The sequence below is a fragment of the Streptomyces sp. NPDC058459 genome (assembly GCF_042721685.1).
Classification (GTDB): Bacteria; Actinomycetota; Actinomycetes; order Streptomycetales; family Streptomycetaceae; genus Streptomyces.
The window spans coordinates 30,217-48,060 of the sequence record NZ_JBHXLV010000005.1; the positions used below are offsets into that span (position 1 = coordinate 30,217).

Annotated in this window: 20 protein-coding genes; 12 read left to right on the top strand and 8 right to left on the bottom strand. The window is 70.4% G+C overall.

Translation table 11 applies throughout. The features are described from left to right. Window positions 1–6: 6 nt before the first annotated feature. Window positions 7–438 carry a hypothetical protein gene (locus ACFWN1_RS02275; RefSeq protein WP_384357262.1) on the bottom strand — a complete coding sequence of 144 codons (432 nt, stop codon included), beginning with the start codon at window positions 436–438 and terminating at the stop codon, window positions 7–9. Window positions 439–1,134: 696 nt separating this feature from the next. Between ACFWN1_RS02275 and ACFWN1_RS02280 the strand changes: the two genes are divergently transcribed. The 3 genes from ACFWN1_RS02280 (at window position 1,135) to ACFWN1_RS02290 (ending at window position 2,653) form a co-directional block, all read left to right on the top strand. Further along, on the top strand, window positions 1,135–1,482 hold the full coding sequence (locus ACFWN1_RS02280) for a hypothetical protein (protein WP_384357264.1): 348 nt from the start codon (window positions 1,135–1,137) through the stop codon (window positions 1,480–1,482). 174 nt (window positions 1,483–1,656) lie between these two features. Then, entirely contained in the window at window positions 1,657–2,301 is a 645-nt protein-coding gene (locus tag ACFWN1_RS02285) for an NADPH-dependent F420 reductase (protein WP_384357266.1), read from the top strand. 55 nt (window positions 2,302–2,356) lie between these two features. After that, the gene (locus ACFWN1_RS02290) at window positions 2,357–2,653 is read left to right on the top strand and encodes a hypothetical protein (RefSeq protein ID WP_384357268.1); all 297 of its coding nucleotides are present in this window, start codon (window positions 2,357–2,359) and stop codon (window positions 2,651–2,653) included. Here ACFWN1_RS02290 and ACFWN1_RS02295 read toward each other — a convergent pair. Continuing rightward, window positions 2,608–3,234 carry a TMEM175 family protein gene (locus ACFWN1_RS02295; protein ID WP_384357270.1) on the bottom strand — a complete coding sequence of 209 codons (627 nt, stop codon included), beginning with the start codon at window positions 3,232–3,234 and terminating at the stop codon, window positions 2,608–2,610. The genes ACFWN1_RS02290 and ACFWN1_RS02295 overlap by 46 nt on opposite strands. Before the next feature lie 261 nt (window positions 3,235–3,495). On the opposite strand from ACFWN1_RS02295, the gene ACFWN1_RS02300 reads away from it, so the two are divergent. From ACFWN1_RS02300 to ACFWN1_RS02315, 4 genes are all read left to right on the top strand, one after another. Next, entirely contained in the window at window positions 3,496–5,097 is a 1,602-nt protein-coding gene (locus ACFWN1_RS02300) for an MFS transporter (protein ID WP_384357272.1), read from the top strand. A gap of 133 nt (window positions 5,098–5,230) precedes the next feature. Next, on the top strand, window positions 5,231–5,839 hold the full coding sequence (locus ACFWN1_RS02305; RefSeq protein ID WP_384357274.1) for a TetR/AcrR family transcriptional regulator: 609 nt from the start codon (window positions 5,231–5,233) through the stop codon (window positions 5,837–5,839). After that, window positions 5,836–7,128, top strand: a complete 1,293-nt coding sequence (locus ACFWN1_RS02310) for an MFS transporter (RefSeq protein ID WP_384357276.1) — start codon at window positions 5,836–5,838, stop codon at window positions 7,126–7,128. The genes ACFWN1_RS02305 and ACFWN1_RS02310 overlap by 4 nt, the downstream gene beginning before the upstream one ends. After that, on the top strand, window positions 7,094–8,239 hold the full coding sequence (locus tag ACFWN1_RS02315; RefSeq protein ID WP_384357278.1) for an epoxide hydrolase family protein: 1,146 nt from the start codon (window positions 7,094–7,096) through the stop codon (window positions 8,237–8,239). Before ACFWN1_RS02310 ends, ACFWN1_RS02315 begins: the two co-directional genes overlap by 35 nt. Window positions 8,240–8,316: 77 nt before the next feature. Here the strand turns inward: ACFWN1_RS02315 and ACFWN1_RS02320 are convergent, their stop codons facing one another. Further along, entirely contained in the window at window positions 8,317–9,273 is a 957-nt protein-coding gene (locus ACFWN1_RS02320) for a LysR family transcriptional regulator (protein ID WP_384357280.1), read from the bottom strand. Window positions 9,274–9,381: 108 nt separating this feature from the next. Here ACFWN1_RS02320 and ACFWN1_RS02325 point away from each other — a divergent pair, with 108 nt between their 5' ends. After that, window positions 9,382–10,425, top strand: coding sequence for a zinc-dependent alcohol dehydrogenase family protein (locus tag ACFWN1_RS02325; protein WP_384357282.1), 1,044 nt, complete (start codon window positions 9,382–9,384; stop codon window positions 10,423–10,425). A gap of 113 nt (window positions 10,426–10,538) precedes the next feature. Continuing rightward, window positions 10,539–11,225: an NAD(P)H-binding protein gene (locus ACFWN1_RS02330; RefSeq protein ID WP_384357284.1), complete on the top strand. Its 687-nt coding sequence runs from the start codon at window positions 10,539–10,541 to the stop codon at window positions 11,223–11,225. 87 nt (window positions 11,226–11,312) lie between these two features. Here ACFWN1_RS02330 and ACFWN1_RS02335 read toward each other — a convergent pair whose 3' ends face one another. Further along, window positions 11,313–11,696, bottom strand: a complete 384-nt coding sequence (locus ACFWN1_RS02335; protein WP_384357286.1) for a winged helix-turn-helix transcriptional regulator — start codon at window positions 11,694–11,696, stop codon at window positions 11,313–11,315. A gap of 76 nt (window positions 11,697–11,772) precedes the next feature. Here ACFWN1_RS02335 and ACFWN1_RS02340 point away from each other — a divergent pair, with 76 nt between their 5' ends. Further along, window positions 11,773–12,183: a RidA family protein gene (locus tag ACFWN1_RS02340; RefSeq protein WP_384357288.1), complete on the top strand. Its 411-nt coding sequence runs from the start codon at window positions 11,773–11,775 to the stop codon at window positions 12,181–12,183. Between the two features lie 161 nt (window positions 12,184–12,344). Here ACFWN1_RS02340 and ACFWN1_RS02345 read toward each other — a convergent pair whose 3' ends face one another. The 3 genes from ACFWN1_RS02345 to ACFWN1_RS02355 all read right to left on the bottom strand — a co-directional run bounded on the left by ACFWN1_RS02345 (window position 12,345) and on the right by ACFWN1_RS02355 (window position 14,750). Beyond that, window positions 12,345–13,274 (bottom strand): ABC transporter permease, encoded by a 930-nt coding sequence (locus tag ACFWN1_RS02345; RefSeq protein WP_384357290.1) that lies wholly within the window; start codon window positions 13,272–13,274, stop codon window positions 12,345–12,347. 86 nt (window positions 13,275–13,360) lie between these two features. Beyond that, a complete protein-coding gene (locus ACFWN1_RS02350) occupies window positions 13,361–14,329 on the bottom strand; it encodes an ABC transporter ATP-binding protein (RefSeq protein ID WP_384357292.1) in 969 nt (322 codons plus the stop codon). Then, window positions 14,322–14,750, bottom strand: a complete 429-nt coding sequence (locus ACFWN1_RS02355; protein WP_384357294.1) for a GntR family transcriptional regulator — start codon at window positions 14,748–14,750, stop codon at window positions 14,322–14,324. The genes ACFWN1_RS02350 and ACFWN1_RS02355 overlap by 8 nt, the downstream gene beginning before the upstream one ends. Window positions 14,751–15,032: 282 nt before the next feature. Here ACFWN1_RS02355 and ACFWN1_RS02360 point away from each other — a divergent pair, with 282 nt between their 5' ends. After that, window positions 15,033–15,764, top strand: coding sequence for an SDR family NAD(P)-dependent oxidoreductase (locus ACFWN1_RS02360; RefSeq protein ID WP_384357296.1), 732 nt, complete (start codon window positions 15,033–15,035; stop codon window positions 15,762–15,764). Window positions 15,765–15,848: 84 nt separating this feature from the next. Here the strand turns inward: ACFWN1_RS02360 and ACFWN1_RS02365 are convergent, their stop codons facing one another. Beyond that, window positions 15,849–16,748 carry a helix-turn-helix transcriptional regulator gene (locus ACFWN1_RS02365; protein ID WP_384357298.1) on the bottom strand — a complete coding sequence of 300 codons (900 nt, stop codon included), beginning with the start codon at window positions 16,746–16,748 and terminating at the stop codon, window positions 15,849–15,851. Between the two features lie 134 nt (window positions 16,749–16,882). Between ACFWN1_RS02365 and ACFWN1_RS02370 the strand changes: the two genes are divergently transcribed. Further along, entirely contained in the window at window positions 16,883–17,806 is a 924-nt protein-coding gene (locus tag ACFWN1_RS02370; protein WP_384357300.1) for an SDR family NAD(P)-dependent oxidoreductase, read from the top strand. Window positions 17,807–17,844 lie beyond the last annotated feature (38 nt).

Consider the following 17,844-nt stretch of genomic DNA (forward strand, 5'->3'; position numbering starts at 1 on the left):
CGAGCCCTATTTCATGTCTTCCGAAAGCACGGAAATCTGCGTCAGCTCTGCCACGATCTTCACTTCATCCTGAGCGTGCCGGGCCTTGCTGTAATCGAGGTGATTCGAGATCTGCCCGCAGGCGTCCAGCAATGTCCTCAGCTGCGTCTGCCAGAAGTCGTGCACCTTCAGCACGGCCGAACCACTCGCGAAGTTCCCATTGGTCAGCGCGGTCGCCGCGTCGAACGTGGCGGGACGGGCGATGTCGCCCTCCTTCCCCAGCCGGCCCAGCAGGTCATACGCGTCACTGCCGATGGCGCCGAGGTCGTCCCGATTGACCACCAGGTCATACCCGCCCCCGCCGCCTCCGCTACCCTCGGCCGGAACGCTGTTGATCCGCATGGCACTTCGCTTGGCAGCCGCCGTGCGCATTTCAGCCCATTCTTGCTCGAACGTCACGAATTCCCCCAAGTCCATCCGGCAAGGCCACTCCACCATAGTCGCGCGGCCACCGACCTGATCATCGCTCTTGTATAACCAACATCCCGCGAGGGGAGCGATAGTTGATTTTCGAGTGGCCGGATGTGAACGCACGATGCACCGTCACTCCGCACGGAAGCGGTAGCTGCTGTCGCCGACCCGGGTGCAGGAATCACCGCCTTCATCTGCGACGAAACGACCAGTTGCGGTGCAAGTCCGGGCTGCCGATCAGAGGGACGAGGCATACCGGAGCGCCGGGGGGGCGAGCGGCGCGAGTCGACTTCAGTCCGGTCAGATCGTTGGGGGTGCCTTGGCGGCTGCGGTTGACACCTCACGACCGTTCATCGCCGACGGAGTAGCAGCCGTGGAGGATCAAGCAAGCTGTGATCCACGGCCACCGCCGTGGCGAGTTGCGCCTGCGACAACGGCGGCCGGCTGAGCGAGCAGTGGGACCCGCGTATCAGCCCGGCGCTGAGGCCACTTACACCAATGACAGTTTCCGCCACCACCACCACCGTCTACGGCGTCCCGGTCAGCGGAAGCAGCGCACCCGAAGCCCCGCAGGCGTCCAACCTGCTGCGGGTGCGAGCCGCGCGAGGCGCCCTTAGGCTCGAAGCGCCGCGCACGCGTATCAGTGCGGCGCTCGCACGACCCTGTCGAGACACGGAGCGACTCATGACAGAGGACCAGGTCAGCCGCAACCTCAAGGGGATGGACGATCTCGATTTCACCGGGTGGAACACGGCGGACTGGAACGGTGTGTTCGCCCACCACCACACCGATGACGTCCTGGTGGACTGGAAGGGTCAGACGCCGACCCATGGAGTCCAGCAGCACATCGACGCGATGAAGGCTTATATCGAGTTGGCCGGCGGTACGCCCCCGCAGATCACCGCACACCCCATCGCCTTCGGGTCCGGCGACTGGACCTGCGTCGTCGGCGAGTTCGAGGGCGGCGGGCGCATGGTGACCGTTGCGAAGTGGCAAGACGGCGCGATCGCCGAGGAGTACATCTGGGCGTGATGCCCCGGCGATCCCCTAGCGACAGGCGCGGCATCCCCACCCGGACCGTAGTGCTCCCCAGGACCCCGGAGCGGGCCGAGCAGCCCGAGTCCCGGTGGCGGCGATCGGGCACGTCCGCCGGGAAGCGGGCGCCAGCGATCGGCTGACATCCCAGGAAAAGCGAGAGTCGTGCTCATGCGCATTGTGATCATCGGGGCCGGAAGCATGGCCGAGGGCATTGCCACCCGCGCGCTGACCGGCAGTCACAGCGTCGGCCTGCTCGACAGGAATCCGGGCAAGGCAGCGGGCGTCGCCGACGAGCTGCGCCGACGTGTCCCCGGGGCAGAGGTCGCGGCAGGCGAGCGAGCGGATGTGGCCGGGGCGGATGTCGTCGTACTGGCTCTGCCCTACCCCGCAGGCAAGGACGTGGCCGCGGAGTACGGGCAGCTCCTCGACGGCAGGGTCGTCGTGGACATCTCCAACCCGGTCGACTTCGCCACCTTCGACTCGCTCACCGTGCCGGCGGGAACCTCCGCAGCGGAGGAGATCGCCCACGTCGCGTCGGCCGGGGCACGGGTGGTGAAGGCCTTCAACACGAACTTCGCCGCCACCCTGGTCGCGGGAGAGGTGGCCGGTACGCCCCTGGACGTGTTCATCGCGGGCGACGACCCCGCGGCGAAGAGGACGGTGGCCGACCTCGTCACCTCCGGCGGTATGCGCCCCCTCGACGCCGGTCCCCTCAGGCGCGCCCGGGAACTCGAGGGCTTCCAGCTCCTCCAGATGGCCATGCAAGAGACCCTGGGCACCAACTGGGCCAGCGCCGTCACGATCCTTCCCTGACCGAGGCGCTGACCGGCGCATCGGCACCTGCACCTGCACCTGCACCCACACCGCCATGCCGACGCCGGTCACGCTCCACGACGACTACCAGGTGCTGCCGGCGGTGGGTACCTGCGGCGCGTGGAACCCGTACGAGGCCGACGCCGCGATCTCGCGCATGGTCCGTGCCGGGGGCGAGCCGGTCACCGTGTCCGCCCTGGGCTGCGAACTGCAGGCTGACTGGAACTTCCCGTCGGCGAAGCCATATTCGGCCGGGAACGACGGACAGGAAGCCGGTGGCGGCCAGCCGCGCCCGCGCCCGCGCGGTCAAGGGAGGCGGGGCGGGCCGAAGCCCTCGCTCGTGGCGAGGTAGAAGACCGGCAGTACGAGGAAAAGGCCGAGCGCCACCAGCGGATGGAGAACCGTCCCCAGGACTCCGGCCAGAGCGTAGGCGCCGACACCGATCCAGGAGCGGAGAGTACCGTGCCGCAGGTAGTTCGGTTCCACGCCCTGGGCGAGAAGCTCTGGCCGCCGCCGTAGATGGCGGTAGAGGACGACCCAGCTCAGGCACATCGCGGCGGCTGCGCGCGCGTCGGGCCCGGCCGGGCCTTCGCGCAGCGCGTCGGAGACCACACGGGTGGGGAAGGGCAGCGCGGCGGTCGTGAACAGCAGCAGGAGGTTCGCTGCCTGCAGGCCGCGGTCCATCGCGTGGACGCGGGCGAAGGCCTGGTGGTGGTTGAGCCAGATCACCGCGACGTAGCTGAAGGATGCGAGATAGCCGAGGTAGGCGGGCCACTGCTGGAACAGGGCGTGCGCCAGACCTCCCGGCCGGTGCGGGGGGTCGGTCAGCTGTAGTACGAGGATGGTGACGGCGATGGCGAAGACGCCGTCGCTGAACGCCTCGGCGCGTGCGGTGTCCGAACGCATGAACCGCCGACCGCGACCGCCGCTCATCCCACCGCTCCTTCGAGGCAGGCGACCCCTGCGCGCGCGCCGCCACCAGCAGCCGATCACAGCCCTCGCCGGTGGGCGACCGGAACCGGCGTCCACCGGGCGGGACCATCCCGCGTTCGCGGCGACACCGGCTGCGGGACGGCGAGGGACCGCACCGCCGGCACCGTACTCGTCGCGCCGGGGCAGCGACGGCGTGGCACACTGCCGCGAGGGGGCCCAGCCGCTGTCGCGGCATCCTCGTGCCCTGTCGGAGACACACCCATGACCACCACGGCCCGTACTGCCGCACCGCGCGGCCCGCTGGCGCTGCCGTTGTTCCGCTCGTTGTGGCTCGCGCAGTTGGCCTCGGGGATCGGCGGGTGGATGCAGACCGTGGCCGCGCAGTGGATGCTGGTCAGCCGTCCGGGTGCGGCCACCTGGGTGTCGCTGGTGCAGGCCGCGAGTCTGCTGCCGATGCTGTTCGTGTCGCTGCCCGCCGGCGTGCTCGCGGACGTGCTGGACCGGCGGCGGCTCCTGATCGCGGTGCAGGTGTCGATGGCCGTCGGGGCGGGCGCGCTCGCCGCGCTGACCGCGGCCGGGCTGACCACCCCGGCACTGCTGATCGCGGTGACGTTCGTGCTCGGCTGCGGCCAGGCCCTGGGCAACCCCGCCTGGCAGGCCATCCAGCCGGAACTGGTGCCGCGCGAGCAGATCCCGGCCGCCGCTGCCCTGGGCAGCATGGGCGTCAACGTGGCCCGCGCGATCGGCCCGGCCCTGGCCGGGGTGCTGCTGACAGTGACCAGCACCTGGGTGCTGTTCACCCTCAACGCGGTCTCCTACCTCGCGGTGGTCGGGGCCCTGCTGGCCTGGCGCCGTGCGGAGCCCGCCGACGCTGAGCCCGAAACCGCCGCGCGCGCACTGCGCGCCGGAGCCCGCTACGTCCGCCACGCGCCGGGCGTGCGACGCATCCTGGCGCGGGCCGCCCTGTTCGTCCTGCCGGCCTCCGCGCTGTGGGCCCTGCTGCCCGTCGTCGCCTCCGACCGCCTGCACCAGGGCTCGGGCGGCTACGGCCTCCTGCTGGCGGCCCTCGGTCTGGGCGCGGTGCTGGGCGCCGCCCTGATGGGCCGGGCACGGCGAATCCTGACACCCAGTCGCCTGGTGGCGGCAGCGAGCGCGCTGTTCGCCCTGGGCACCCTGGGCGCGGCACTCATGCACAGCCTCGTCGTGGTCACCGTGCTCATGGTCCCCACCGGCCTGGGCTGGCTCCTCGCGCTGTCCGCACTCAACACCACGATGCAGCTCAGCCTGCCGGCCTGGGTCCGCGCCCGCGGGCTCGCCGTCTACCTGGTGGTGTTCATGGGCGGCCAGGGAATCGGCTCCCTGCTGTGGGGACTGCTCGCCCGCCCGCTCACCACCACCGGCGCGCTGGTCCTGGCCGCCGCCCTGCTCCTGCTCACCGCCCTCACCATGCCGCTGCTGCCCCTGCTGCCGCAGTCGGGCACGCTGGACCGGACACCGGTCGCCGCCTGGCCGGAACCCGCGCTGTCCTTCCTCCCCGACCACGACAGCGGCCCGGTACTCGTCCAGGTCGAATACCGTGTCGGTGACAGCGAGGCCCCCGGGTTCCTCGCGGCGGCCCGCCACCTGGGCACCTCCCGCCGCCGCACCGGCGCCACCCGCTGGGGCATGTTCCGCGACACTGCCAGCCCGGACCGCTATCTCGAGGTCTTCGAACTCCCCAGCTGGGACGAGCACCTGAGACAGCATCACAGTCGCACCACCGGTTACGACCAGGAACTCCTGGACGCGGTACGGGCGTACGCCACCGCCGAGCCCCAGGTCCGCCACCTGATGACCGCCCGCCCCGAGGGCAACCCCCCGTGACCGGCCCGTACCGCCTCCCCGGATGGACGCCTCGCGGTCCAGGGCTGCGACGAACGAGTACGGCCGGCCGGGGGCGGAACGGACAGGCAACACGGTAAGAACATCCGTTCCTATCTAGTGTACGTTTGTTCTTATGCGTGAGAAGAAGACGTCCGACGGACCGGAGACGGCGCGTGGCGAGGGGCGACGCACCCGCCGCCACGACCCACAGCGCAGGGAGCGCATACTCGACGCATCGCTGGACGTGCTTGTCGAGGACGGCGTGGCCGGGATCACGCACCGCAAGGTGGCGGCCCGCGCGGACGTGCCGCTGGGCTCCGTCACGTATCACTTCGCGAGCCTGACCGAACTGTGCGGCCAGGCGTTCGCCTGGTACGTCGAGCAGCGGAGCGCCGAGTACGAGGCGCTCTTCGCCGAGGTGACCTCGCGCGAGGAGCTGATCGACGTCCTGGTGGAACTGGTGCGGGGAGTGCCGTCCCGGCACCGCGGTGCGGTCCTCGGCTTCGAGCTGCGCCTGGCCGCGCTGCGCGATCCCGCGCTGCGCGCACTGACCCAGGAGTGGACCAGGTCCAGCCGGGCGGTGCTGGCCCGCTTCGACGGGCCCGAGGCCGCCGACCGCCTCGACGCCCTCCTGGAAGGCATGATCATGCACACGCTCCTGTCCACGGAACAGGAGCCGCGTGAGGAGATACGGGCAGCCATCGTGCACACGCTCGGTCCGACCAGCGGCACCGGCAGGTGAACATCCGCACCGCGAGCCCGAGGGCCCGCGAGACGACGAACGCCGTCCGGTCGACCCACCTGGTCTTCGCCCTCCTGGGCCTGGCCGGGGCGACATGGGCGTCCCGGCTGCCGCAGATCCAGGAACGGATGAACCTGGACGCAGCGTCCGTAGGTCTGCTGCTGCTGTTCCTCGCGGCCGGGGGGCTGGTGGCCCTTCCTCTGGCCGGCCCCTTCGTCGCTCGTACCGGGCCGCGCCGGGCCGTCACCACGGTGGCCGTCGCGGTAGGTGCCGGTCTCGGCGCAGTCGCGTCCGGTTTCGCTCTCTGGCCGCCTCTGCTCCTGGCCGGACTCTTCGTGCTGGGCACCGCCACGGGGTTCTGGGACGTCGCGGTCAGCGTGCACGCGGCGGCCCTGGAACGACGGCTCGGGCAGACCCTGATGCCTCGCTTCTTCGCGGGTTTCAGCGTCGGCACGGTCGCGGGCGCCTGCCTCGGCGCGCTGATGACGGTGCTGCGTGTTCCGGTGAGTCTGCACATCGGTGCGGTCGGACTGCTCGTCGCCGTGGCGACACCGGCGGCCGTCCGGCACTTCCTGCCCCGGACCGCTCTCACGTCGCCGTCATCACCAGGCGAGGCGCGCGGGTCCTGGGCAACCGCCTGGCGCGATCCACGCACCGTGCTCCTCGGTCTCGTAGCCCTCGCCTTCGCACTGGCGGAAGGAGCGGGCGGCAACTGGATCAGCCTCGCCGTCATCGACCGCCACCACACCACGCCGGTCGTCGGGACCCTCGCCTACGCGGCCTTCCTCACGGCCGTCACCCTGGGCCGCTGGCTCGGACCGCTGATCGTCGGCCGCCTGGGCAGGCCCGGCGCACTGCGCGCGGCGGCCTGCGCCGCCTGCCTCGGTGTCGTCCTGTTCACGACCGGGGCCGGCCTGTGGACGGGCTTCGCCGGAGCGCTGCTGTGGGGAGCGGGCGCCGCACTCGGCTTTCCCCTCGGCCTGAGCGCCGGCGCGGACGACCCCGCCCACGCGGCCGCCCGGGTCGGGGTGATCACCTCGATCGGATACTGCGGTTTCGCCTGCGGCCCACCGCTGATCGGAGCCCTCGCCGACCGGACCGGCCTCGCCCACGCACTCCTGGTGATCGCCGCCGTCATGGCCACCTCGCTCGTCCTCGCCGGCGCGGCTCGTGCCACCCCACGGGTCACGCACAGGGAACAGCCGACACCCGTACGGCCACGACCACTTGAACACCCGTACCGAGGAGAACACCGTGCCGACCACCACCCCCGCCATCAGCGTCAGTGACGCCGACCTGGATGATCTCCGCGCCCGGCTGCGCGCCACCCGGTGGCCCGAGCCCTGGCCGGTGAACGGCTGGGAGGCGGGCACCGATGCCGCCGAACTCCGCCGCCTCGTCGCGTACTGGGCCTCGGACTACGACTGGCGGACCCACGAAGCCGCCGTCAACGCCCTGCCCTCCCACTTCGCCGACATCGACGGCACCCCGGTGCACTACCTCCGTTACGACGCCGAGCACCCGCACGCCCTGCCGATCGTGCTCACCCACGGCTGGCCGAGCACCGTCCTGGAACTCAGCACCCTCGCCGAACGACTGGCCGCGCCCTCCCGTCACGGCGGCGACGCGCGGGACGCCTTCAGCGTCATCGTCCCCTCGCTGCCCGGCTTCGTCTTCTCCCCCCAGCGTCCCGCCCTCGACGGCAGCGAGCAGACCCACGACCTCTGGCACCGGCTGATGCACGACCACCTCGGCTTCCGGCGGTACGCGGCCCACGGCGGAGACCTCGGCGCCGGCATCACCTCACGGCTCGCCGAAGCCCGACCGGAGTCCGTCATCGGCATCCACCTGCTCGCCGTCGCGGCACCAGCCGACCCCGACCCGGCCTCCCTGACCCCCGACGAGCACGCCCACCTCGCCTCCGCCACGGCCTGGCAGGCGGAGGAAGGCGGCTACATGCACCAGCAGAACACCCGCCCCCTCACCCTCGCGCCCGCCCTCAGCGACTCCCCCGCCGGACTGCTCTCCTGGCTCCTGGAGAAGTACCGCGCGTGGAGCGACTGCGGAGGCGACCTGTCGACGCGCTTCAGCGACGACTTCCTCCTCACCCAGGCTTCCCTCTACTGGTTCACCGGCACCATCTCCACGTCCTTCCGCCCGTACTACGAGTACGCCCACCACCTGACGCGCCGGGTACGGCGGGTGGACGTCCCCACTGCCCTCGCCCTGTTCCCGGCCGACCTCTCGCGACCGCCACGGAGCTGGGCCGAACGCACGTACCACCTCACGCGCTACACCCGCATGCCCCGCGGCGGACACTTCGCCGCCCACGAGGAACCCGCCCTGCTCGCCGACGACATCACCGCGTTCTTCCGTGACCTCCGCACCCCCCGTCCCTGAGCCACCCGGCCGAGCGCGTCGGTACGTGGAGGGCGACGCGCTGGACGGACCGGCGGGGGATGCTCTTCCCCAGGACCTCAGCCGGGCTTTCTCGGCGAGCGCGGTCCCGAAGTCCCGTCCCGCTCGGCCCGGCTGTCGCTGAGCGCGCGGAGTGTGGTGAGACCGGCGGTGATCGCGGGTTCGTGACCTGTGCCGTGCCGGACGGCGGTCTCGATCGTGCGGGTGAGGGTGCCGTCCGTCACCGGCCGCGCCACCAGCGTCGGCGGCAGGTGGACCGCGGCCATGCGGGGGATGAGGACGGTGTGGCCGCTGCTCGCGGCGAGGGCGATCATCGCGGAGAAGTCGGTGCAGGTGTGGCGGATCTGTGGGGCGAAACCCGCCGATCGGCACGCCTGGAGAACCGCGTCTCCGCAGGCAGTCCGCGGTGGGGCGGTGATCCACGAGGTGTTCGCAAGCTCCCGCAGGTCGATCGGAGTCCTCTCGGCACGGTACGCCGGGTGGTCGTGTCGCAGGACGGCGACCAGCGGATCGGTCCGCAGGACGTGGGTCTCGACGCCGGGGTGCGGTGGCGTGGCCAGGTTGGTGTAGCGGTAGAGCAGGGCGATGTCGACGCGTCGCTGGAGCAACAGCCGTACGGCGGTTTCCGGTTCGGCCTCGGTGATGTGCAGGAGGAGGTTCGCGTGGGTATTTTCCAGGGCTTCGCTGAGGGGGGCGGCCAGAGGGGCGAGGGCGCTGGGGAAGCAGGCGAGGTGGACGGGGCCGAAGGGCTCGCCCACGACGGTGCGCAGCCGTTCTCGGGCGTGTTCCAGGGCGGTGAGCACCTGCTCGGTGTCGTCGGCCAGCTGCCGCCCGGTGCTGGTGAGCTGGACGGAGCGGCCGGTGCGCTCCAGGAGGCGTGTGCCGGTCTCCTCCTCCAGCAGTCGTAGCTGCTGCGAGACGGCGGAGGGCGTGACGCCGTGCAGCTCGGCCACCGCGGTCACCGTGCCGTGGGCGGCCAGATCGCGGAGCAGGACGAGCCGTCGAACATCGAGCATTAGTTCATCTTAAAGAGTGGGTGTAGGGAATGTAGCTGGACATGGGAACGTGTGTACGGCGACCCTGGAAGCTCCAGTCCAGGCCCCGAGCAGCGCCAGGAGAGTTCCGTGCGTGCCACCGTGATCCACGGCCCCAACGACATCCGGATCGAGGAGGTGCCCGACCCGGTCGTCCGGCATCCCACCGACGCGGTGGTCCGCGTGGTGAACGCCTGCATCTGCGGCAGCGACCTGTGGGCGTACCGCGGTGTCGCCGCGCGCACGGCCGGCCAGCGGATCGGCCATGAGTTCCTCGGCGTCGTCGAGGCGACAGGCGCCGAGGTGCGGGGCTTCCGCCCCGGCGACTTCGTGGTCGCCCCGTTCGTATGGTCGGACGGCACCTGTGACTTCTGCCGTGAGGGGCTGCACACCTCCTGCCCCGAGGGCGGCTTCTGGGGCGAGGTCGGCTCCGACGGCGGCCAGGGCGAGGCGGTGCGGGTGCCGTTCGCCGACGGCACCCTGGTGGCGCTGCCCGCGGAGACCGTCGGCGAGGAGAAGCTGCTGCCCGGCCTGCTGGCGCTGTCCGACGTGATGAGTACCGGCCACCACGCGGCCGTGACGGCCGGGGTGCGGCCGGGTGCCACTGTCGCGGTGGTCGGTGACGGCGCGGTCGGCCTCTGCGGTGTGCTGGCCGCCCGGCGGCTCGGCGCGGGACGGATCATCGCGCTGGGCCGGCACGAGGCGCGCACCGCTGTCGCCCGCGGTTTCGGCGCCGACGACGTGGTCGCCGAGCGGGGCGAAGCGGCGATCGAGGCGGTCAAGGAGCTGACCGGCGGTCAGGGCGCCCACGCCGTGCTGGAGGCCGTCGGCACCGAGGAGTCCATGCGCACCGCCATCTCGATCGCCCGCGACGGCGGCGCGGTCGGCTATGTCGGCGTCCCGCACGGCGGCAGCACCGGCGTCGACATAGGCCAGATGTTCGGCCGAAACGTCTCGCTGCGCGGCGGCGTGGCCCCGGCCCGCGCCTACATTCCCGAGTTGCTGCCGGACGTCCTGTCCGGCGCGATCGACCCCGGCCTGGTCTTCGACCAGACCGTCGCCCTCGACGGGGTGCCCGGCGGCTACCATGCCATGGACACCCGCGAGGCGCTGAAGGTCCGCATAGCCTTCTGACATCTTCGTTCTGCCTGGTCGGAGGCCATAGGGCGCTCTGCGCGGTTCCGGACCGGCCCGGCAGCACCTGTCCCGTAGAGACCGTATCGCTGTTTCCGTCCGAGGAGAGTCGCATGAAGATCGTGATCGCCGGCGGGCACGGCCAGATCGCCCGGCGTCTGGGCCGGTTGCTCGCGGCCCGCGGTGACAGCGTCGTCGGGATCGTCCGCGACGCGGGCCACGGCAGCGACCTGCGAGCGGACGGGACGGAGCCCGTCGTCTGCGATCTTGAAAAGGCGTCGTGTGACGATGTCGCCGCGATCGTGTCCGGAGCGGAGGCCGTGGTGTTCGCGGCCGGTGCGGGGCCGGGCAGTGGCGCGGCCCGTAAGCACACCGTGGATCATCAGGCCGCGGTCCTTCTCGCCGACGCCGCGCTGCGGACCGGCGTCCGGCGGTACGTGATGGTCTCCACCCGCGGCGCGGGCAGTCCGCCCCCTGCCCACGCCGACGACATCTGGGCCGCCTATGTGCGCGCCAAGACCGCTGCGGACGACCACCTCATGGCCCAGGATCTCGACTGGACCGTCCTGCGCCCCGCCGCCCTGACGAACGAGCCCGGCACCGGCACCGTTCGCCTCACCGCCGAGCGAAGCGTCGGAGAGGTCACCCGGGACGATGTCGCCCAAGTCCTGGTCGCACTGCTCGACACCCCCGCGACCGCAGGACTCGTCCTGGAACTCGCCGAAGGACCCGTCCCGGTCGGCGAAGCGGTGTCGTACGCCGCGAAAGCCCGCACCGGACAGCGCGGACTGCACCGGTAGCACCGGCGCGGTCAGTCCTCTCGGCGACTGTCGGCCGGCACCCGGAAGTCCCGGCAGATACGCCGGTGCCGCGTCGGCTCGAAGGAGTCACGTCGCCGCGTGCTCTTCCTCTTCCTCCCGTGCGTCGAACCCCTGACGTGCGCGTTCGATGGCCGGCATGTTCTGCGAGGCCCACGCCAGCAGCACGTCGATGGGGGGCCGCATGGTCTTGCCGAGAGGGGTGATCCGGTAGCGGACCGCCACGGGGCGCGTCGAGACGACTTCCCGGTCGACGACTCCGTTGCGCTCAAGGCGTCGTAGCGTCGCTGTCAGCGACTTCTGCGTGACCTCGGGGATGGCTCGGCGTAGCTCGTTGAAGCGGCACGGGCGTTCGCAGAGTTCGTTGAGGACGCTGAGCGACCACTTGTCGAGGATCTGGTCGAGCAGTTCCCGGTGGGGCGCGCCGATGCGGAGTTCGTTGGCGGTGTCCAAGGCGAAACCTGGTCTCGTTGAAGTGTCCTTCTCTCACTAGGTAGCTTACAGATACCTACTTGGCCGGAGGACAACCATGACCGTCAAGCATTTCACGCCGGAAGGCATGCTGCAGCCGACCCCGTATCATCACGTCGCCGTGGGCACCGGGACGACCCAGGTCCACGTCAGCGGCCAGATCGCGCGCCAGGCCGACGGCACCGCGGTGGCGCCGGGTGATCTGGCCGGGCAGGTCGCCCAGGCGCTGCGCAACACCGCCGTCGGGCTGAAGGGCGCGGGCGCGTCGTTCGCGGACGTGCTGCGCCTGACGTTCTATGTGACCCGGTGGAGCCCGGAAAAGATCGGCGACCTCATGGCCGGCGTGGAGTCTGTCGCCGAGGAGATCGGCCTGCGGCTTCCCATGCCTCCGGCCTCCCTCATCGGCGTCGACTACCTCTTCGAGCCGGACGTCCTCGTCGAGGTCGAGGCGACCGCACTCCTGGACTGATTCCCGAGAAAGGGGGTTTCGGCCACCTCGGCACGACGGCGCGAACAGGATCGGAGGTGTCTCCGCCTCGTACGGACATCCTCAGCCGCGGCAGGCCCCACCCCACGGGTGTCCTGGTGACACCCGTGGGGATGCGGGCGAGCAGCGCCGCGCGCACTCGGTCAGCGCAGAGTACGCCGCGCGGCATAGGCCACGAGGCCCACCGCTCCCGTGATCAGGACAGCGAGGGCACCGGTGGCCGCCCACTGCATGGCGTTCATATGGGAGTAGGGAAGGTATTCGACCGACCAGCCGACGATGCCTTTGTCGCGCAGGCAGGCGAGTTCGTCCTTTGCCCTGGCGCAGCTGCCCCAGCCCATCAGTGATCCGTCACCTGTGACGTAGGACTCGTCTATCGACAGGGCACTGTCAGGGATCTTGGGGAAATCCTCCCGTCGGAACCGGCCGCCGCCCGTCGTCTTCGTCACCGTGGTGGCAAACGTCATTCGCACCGCTCCCCAGACGGCCATCACCGCCAGCAGGGCGACGAAGGCGGTCACCATCGCGGGAAGCGTCCGGCGCAGGAACAACCCGCCGGCGGCGCCGATCAGCAGACCGAGCAGGGACAGGGCCACCGCGACCGGTCCGGTGGTGTCGAATCCGCCCGCGGTCGTGAAGTCGGCGTTGACGGCCGCGTGGTTGACCAGCGGCGTCCACACAGCCCTCATGGCGAGACCGGTGGACAACGCCACCACGGTCGTGAACGAAGCGGCCATGACCAGTTTCACCGCCACCCAGTTCCAGCGGCTGTGGGACTGGACACCTACGAACTTGGCGGTGCCGGTCTCCAGATCACCGGCGAAGAGCGGGGCGCCGACGAACACGCCGATGACAAGGGGCAGACAGGCCAGCGCCAGGCCCACCAGCTCAAGTCGTCGGTAGGCACCCTCGAGAGCCGTCGTCTCGGCGAGGGACGGGTCCGGCCCCTCGACGGCGGCTACCGCGCCGCTCGCGTCCTGGGCCAGCCACGCCAGACCGGCCGTCGCGACGGCTGCCGCCGCGAGCAGCAGAATGAACGTCAGCCTCTGCTGCCGCCATACCAGCCAGGGCATCCCGCCCAGGCGCACGCGTGCCGTCCACCGCCGCCGAGGCGTACCCAAGAACTCTTCACTCGTCGTTCGAAGCCGTACGGTCGCGCTCACCTGGCTACCTTCGATTCATGGCCGGACACGTGCGAGTGGGGGCTGATGAGCGGTGAGAAGCTGTGCTGCTCCAGATAGGCGAGCACCACTTCTTCCAGTGTCGGCGCGGTGACGTCCCAGACGGGGTCCAGGGGCCCTCCTGGACGGACCAGCGCCGTGGTGAACCGGTGATCGCCGTTCGAGTACACCACCGTGTGATCTCGCAGGCTCGCCGGCAGACCGTCGGAGTCCGTCGGTACGTGCGCGGTGGGTGCGGAGAGCATGCGGTGGACGCTGATGATCTCGTCCACGTCCCCGGCCAGCCGGAGGCCGCCCTCGGCCACGAGCAGCAGGTAGTCACACAGGGTGTCGAGCTCGGCCACCAGGTGGCTGGAGAGCAGAACGGTGATACCGCGTTCCGCGACCTCCCCCAGCAGAGCGGAGACGGTCTGGCGGCGCACCAGCGGGTCGAGGTCGGCCAGGGGCTCGTCCAGCAGGATCAGGTCGGGGCGCTTGCCCAGAGCCACCGCCAGGGCGACTCGGGTGCGCTGGCCGCCTGAGAGCCGTCCTACCTTGCCGTCGAGTGGGACCGAACCCGCCCGCACGAAGGTCTCGGCCAGTGCCTGGTCCCAGCGCGGGTTCAGTTCCCGTCCCAGCCGCAGCGTCTCGGCCACGGTGAAGCTCGCGAACAGGGGCTTCTCCTGCGGCAGGAATGCGACCCGCTGACGTGCCGACGTTCCACCCGCGGGTTCGCCGAAGACCGCGGCCTGGCCGGCCGACGGTGTGCGAAGCCCCGCGATGATCTCCAGCATGGTCGTCTTGCCCGCTCCGTTGGGGCCCACGAGTCCGCACACCCGTCCAGCGGGGAGCCGGAACGTAGCGTCGCGCAGTACCCAGTCGCGCCCGTAGCGCCGGCCGAGCCCCCGCACTTCCAGGGCGGTCTGTTGATCGTCCGGCACGGACGCCAGTTCAGAACCCTCAGCCATGGTTGTCCCGGCCCCCCTCGGCAGCCCCGGCCTCCGCTTCCCGGCACTCGTGCAGCACCAGCTCGACCAGGTCCCGCACGCCCTCCTCCAGCAGGCCCACATCCCTCGCCCGCCCCACCCACTGCTTCAGTTCGGCGTAGAGCGGCGACTCCGAAGCAGCGACGGTGCCGGCCATCGCCTGCGCGGCCGCGGCGATGAAGGTGCCGACTCCCTGTCGCAGCTCCACCACTCCGTCCCGGTCGAGCTCCCGGTACGCCTTGAGTGTGGTGTTGGGGTTCACCGCACAGGTCTCGGCCACCTCTCGCGCGGTCGGCAGCCGGTCGCCGGGCTTGAGCACGCCTGACCTCACGGCCCTCTTGGTCTGCTCGACGATCTGCTGATGCGCCGTGACTCCGCGCCGTCTCTCGATGTAGTACCGCATCCACCCCACCACTAGTCCACTAGTCGAATAGCTGAATAGTGGAGACATGGCGCCGCCCTGTCAAGCGCCCGCGAGCGCGGCGACGCCGTGACCCGGGCCGCCACGACGCGGCGGCGTACCCAAGCCGCTCGGCGGTTTCTGGTCCGTCGCGGCGCGGTACTCGGCCGGAGCTTCGGATGTCGGCGAGGTCTGCCGCGAGGGTACGGAGAAGGCGCTCGATCACGGCCTGGGCGGTGGACTGCTCTCCACCGGCCGAACGGTTAAGAAATTGGGAGACCCTACATGGGGCAGCTCGACGGAAAGACGGCACTGGTCACCGGCGCCACCTCCGGCATCGGGCTGGCATCAGCCAGGGCGCTGGCGGCCGAGGGCGCGTACGTGTTCGTCACGGGGCGGCGCGAAGAGCTTCTGGAGGAGATCGTCTCGGAGGTCGGCGCGGATCACGTCCAGGCCGTGCGGGCTGACGTCACCGACCTCGACGATCTGGACCGCGTCATGGCGGCCGTGGAGTCCAGCGGGCGTGGTCTGGACATCCTGTTCGCAAACGCCGGCATCGCCGGGATCGCACCGCTGGGGCAGATCACCTGGGAGGACTTCACCTCGACGTTCAGCACCAATGTCGGCGGTATCGTCTTCACCGTGCAGAAGGAACTTCCGCTGCTGGTGAGCGGTTCGTCGGTGATTCTCTGCGGCTCCGGCCTCGACACGAAGGCGTCACCCGGTATGGGCGTCTACGCCGCCTCCAAGGCCGCGATCCGCTCTCTGACACGGACGTTCGCAGCGGAGCTGGTCGAGCGGGGCATCCGGGTGAACGCGGTGGGACCCGGTGCTACCCGGACGGAAGGTCTGACCCGCCTGATGCCGGACTCGGAGCAACTGGCCTCGCAGGTTCCCATGAGGCGGATCGCCGAAGCCGACGAGGCAGCGGGCGTGGTCGTCTTCCTGGCGTCCGAACGGAGCAGCTACATGACCGGCTCGCAGCTCTACGTCGACGGTGGTTCGAGCCAGCTGTGACGCGACTGATCCGATTGGGTCGCAAAGGGCGGGTGCGGTGCCGCCCCGGAGCCTTCGCGACGAGGCCCGGCGTGTCCGGGTGGTTCACGTGGCCCGAGGCGGAGTGTCGAACTCGTGGCCGACCCGGTCGCCGTACGCGCCGCGCGAGGGATCGAACGAGGTGTTCATGGTGGCGAGCAGCCGTAGGCGCTCCTCCGATTCGCTTCCCGGGTGTGCGTGGTACGTGATCAGCGTCTGCATGTCGGTCCCCGGAATCAGCAGCTTCTCGTAATGCAGTTCGATGGAACCTATCTGCGGGTGGTTGAGCCTGCTGGTTCCGGTGGTCTTGTGCGTGACGTCCTGGCGTGCCCAGAGCCTTCGGAATCTTTCGCTGCGCAGGGAGAGTTCCCCGATGATTTCGACCAGCCGGGTCTCATCCGTGTCCGCACCGACGATGGAGCGTAGGTAGGGCACGACACGAGCGGTCATCTCGTCCCAGTCCGAGTGGAGTTCACGCATCTCCGGTTCGAGGAAGGCAGCGAGGATGCCGTTCTGGCCGGGTGCGTTGTAAGGGGAGAGGGCGATGGCGAGACTGTTGGCCGCCAGCACGTCCATGTACTTGCCGTGCACATACGCCGCGGTCAGAGGCCAGCTGTTGATCAGCGCGTGAATTCCGTCGCTGACCCTTTCGGGCCTACGGGGCCGCTGACGCCCGGATTTCTTGGGCTTCGCGATTTTGATCAGGTACTGGGTGCCTTCCTCATCGAGCTGCAGTGCGCGAGCGATACTGCGCAGCACCTGCTCGGAGGGGTGGCGGTCCCGGCCCTGTTCCAGCCGGACGTAATAGTCGGAGCTTATTCCCGCCAGGAAAGCGACCTCCTCGCGACGCAGACCGGGGACACGGCGGTTGCCCGCATCGGAAAGTCCGACCGCGTCGGGCGACACGAGGGACCTGCGGGTACGCAAGTACCGCCCCAGAGGATTGGCATCGTCAACGTTCGGCATAGGTCCAATTTAGCCTCCGCCTCCGGGATGTGGGTGGCCCTGCCGGTCCCAGTCTCGAGGGGGCCTGGTCGGCCTTCGGCAGCTACCGCATGGTGGGGGCACGAGCGACATTCGGTCTGACATCGGAGAATTTCATGTCTCAGCTTTTCCAGAGCCCTTTCGACCGCAACTCCACCGCGAGTGACGTGACCCGGGGCGTCGACCTGTCCGGGAAGCGTGCGATCGTCACCGGGGCCACTTCCGGTATCGGAGTGGAGACCGCGCGGGCACTGCTGGCCGCTGGTGCCGAGGTCACTCTGGCGGTGCGGCGCCCGGAGGCGGGCGAGCAGGTAGCGGCTGACCTACGGGCGCGGACCGGCAACGACGCGGTCCGGGTCGGCCGTCTCGACGTGGCGGACCTCGACTCGGTGAACGCCTTCGCCGCGTCGTGGAGCGGCGCGCTGCACATTCTGGTGAACAACGCCGGCATCATGATGCCGCCCGAGCTCGAGCGCGGCATACGCGGTCATGAGCAGCAGTTCGCGACGAACTACCTGGGTCACTTCGCGCTCACCCTCGGCCTGCACCCGGCCCTCGCCGACGCCCAGGGCGCGCGTGTGGTGTCCGTCTCCTCGGGGGGCCACCTGTTCTCGCCGGTCGTCTTCGACGACCTGGACTTCCGCTTCCGCCCCTACGACGCCCTGACCGCGTACGGGCAGTCCAAGACCGCCGAGGCGCTGCTCGCCGTGGAGGCCGACCGCCGCTGGGCGGGCGACGGCATCAGGGCCAACACGCTGAACCCCGGCGCCATCGCCACGGGTTTGCAGAAGCACACCGGCGGCCTGCGGACCCCCGAGCGGTACCGCAAGACGGTCGAGCAGGGCGCGGCGACCTCGGTGTTCCTCGCCGCCTCCCCGCTGGTCGACGGTATCGGCGGCCGCTACTTCGAGGACGTCAACGAGGCGCCCCAGGTCGATGCCCGGCCCATCGAGCTCGGCGTGAGGGCGGTGGCCGCGTACGCCGTCGACCCGGCCAACGCCGAGCGCCTGTGGAACGTCGCCTCCGACATCCTCCGCTGACGGACCTCAACCTCAGACCCGCACCGTGAAGAAGGACA